At 71.7% G+C, this 2,090-nt stretch carries 1 protein-coding gene; it reads right to left on the reverse strand.

Annotation, left to right across the window (positions count from 1 at the left end; genetic code table 11):
- Positions 1 to 110: 110 nt before the first annotated feature.
- Positions 111 to 1,820, reverse strand: coding sequence for a stealth family protein (locus ESO86_RS15935; RefSeq protein WP_129235835.1), 1,710 nt, complete (start codon positions 1,818 to 1,820; stop codon positions 111 to 113).
- Positions 1,821 to 2,090: the final 270 nt, after the last annotated feature.

Consider the following 2,090-nt stretch of genomic DNA (forward strand, 5'->3'; position numbering starts at 1 on the left):
TCCGGCATCGCGCCGCCCGTCGCCGAGTTCCAGCCGCTCGCCGTCGCGCCGTCGACGTCGGCGCTCCGCTCCTAGGGGGCGGGGCGCGGCGAGGCGCCACGCCCACGCCGTCAGGCGGTCAGGCTCGGCCGTTCGTCCGTCGCGGCGACACGTGCGGCGGCATCCGACTGGGGCTTCTCCCAGGGCGCCGCGAACGGGAAGTAGCGCTCGAGGAACTCGATGACCGCCTCGGTGCGCTCCTCGACCGAGATCTCGGGGAAGCTGCCGTCGTTCAGGCAGAACATGTCCTCGTCGCGGCGCTTCAGCAGTCGCTTCATCGCCGGCAGGGCACGCTGCAGCGTGGTCTCGATGTACTTGACCTTCGCGTCGGTCTGCACGACCGCGCGCCCGGTGAGGAGCGCGAAGTAGTGGTACAGCGAGTTGGTGACGGAGATGTCGGTCGCCGAGCGGAATCGGCTCGCCGCGGTGCGGCGGAACTCCTCGGGGAAGGTCGCCTCGAGGTCGGCCATGACGCTCCGGCGGAGCGGCGCGGCGCAGTGCTCGAGGTGGCGCGTGGTGACCTTGCCGAACCTCGCTCGCAGCAGCGCGCGGTTCACGCGCGCCGCGTTCTCGAACCCCGACCGGCTCGGGTCGGACTCGCCGAGGCCGATGCGGGTGCCGGCCTCGACGAACTTCGTGATCCCGCCGGGCGAGAAGAACAGGTCGGGAGAGACCGGCCGGCCGAAGAACATGTCGTCGTTCGAGTAGAGGAAGTGCTCGGCGATGCCGGGGATGCGGTGCAGCTGGCTCTCGATCGCATGCGAGTTGTACGTCGGAAGCACCGAGGTGTCGGCGAACATGTCCTCGGCCCGCACGACCGTCACCTTCGGGTGCCTGGCGAGCCACGCCGGCGGGCGCGAGTCGGTGCAGATGAAGATGCGGCGCACCCAGGGGGCGAAGAGGTACACCGAACGGAGCGCGTACTTCAGCTCGTCGATCTGCCGGTAGCGGGCCTCGGAGTCGTCGCCCTCGCCGACGACGTAGGTCTGCATGCGCTTCGCGCGCTCGCGGAGGAACTCGACGTCGGACCCGTCGACCCACGAGAAGACCATGTCGATCTCGAAGTCGACGTCGCTCGCGAGCGGCTGCCACATGTGCTCGAGCGTGCGCCAGTCGCGGCCGTGCAGGTGCACGGTCTCCTCGACGGCCTCGCCGCGCGGGAGCGTGCGACGCATCAGCGCGTTCTCGATCGGGGCCTCGATCACGTCGTCGCCGAAGCGCCAGAACTCCAGCTGGACCGCGGACTCCGCACCGTAGCGCAGTCGACCCACCGGTTCGATGCGGGGGCGGTAGAGGCGTACCGCCAGCGGCTTGCGCGCCGTGGAGAGCATGCCGTCGGCGACGAGGACGTCCGGGGCGTCGGCCGACTTCTGCGGCAGGAACGTCGCCGAGTAGAACGGCTCGTTCGCGAACGCGGTCGCGAGCGAGCGGACGACGCGCTTGCGGTCGCGGCGGTCGACCGCGATCACGGGCCGCCCGCCGTCGCGGCGAACGAGCAGGTAGTCGACGCGGCCCGCGTCGAGGGCGGATGCCACGGCGAGGAGGTCCTCGACCATCGACTCGTGCGGGGTCGCGTGCCCGTTCCGCAGTGCGTACTGGCCGCGGCGCACGACGAGGTCGTCGCGGACGAATCGCGCATGCTGGGCGTCGGGTTCGACGATGACGAGCTCCGGGCTCCCGCTGAGCTGCAGTCCGCGATCCGCGTCGGGCACGCGCCGGTGGAAGGCGTCGCCCTCGATGCGGAGGCGGAGGTCGCGGGGCTGCTCGGGCTCGTTCGTCATCACGTCGTGGGGTGCTCCGGTTCGGTGGGGCGGATGGCGCGAGTGCGCCGAATGGGTCAATCGTACGTCCGCGCGGGAGTGCGCTCGCGGCGCTCGACGGCGCCCCCGTGTTGCGCCGCGTGTCGCGCGGTGACGCAGGGTGACGGACCGCCGTTGAGGCGCCGGACCGGGCTTCCGTAGCCTCGACGGACCCCCAGCCAGGAGGCGTCATGACCAGCACCGCGACCACCGTGCCCGCTGCCGCACCCGCCGCGTCGGGCGCGCCCGCCG

The organism is Agromyces binzhouensis (genome assembly GCF_004135055.1).
Taxonomy (GTDB): Bacteria; Actinomycetota; Actinomycetes; order Actinomycetales; family Microbacteriaceae; genus Agromyces; species Agromyces binzhouensis.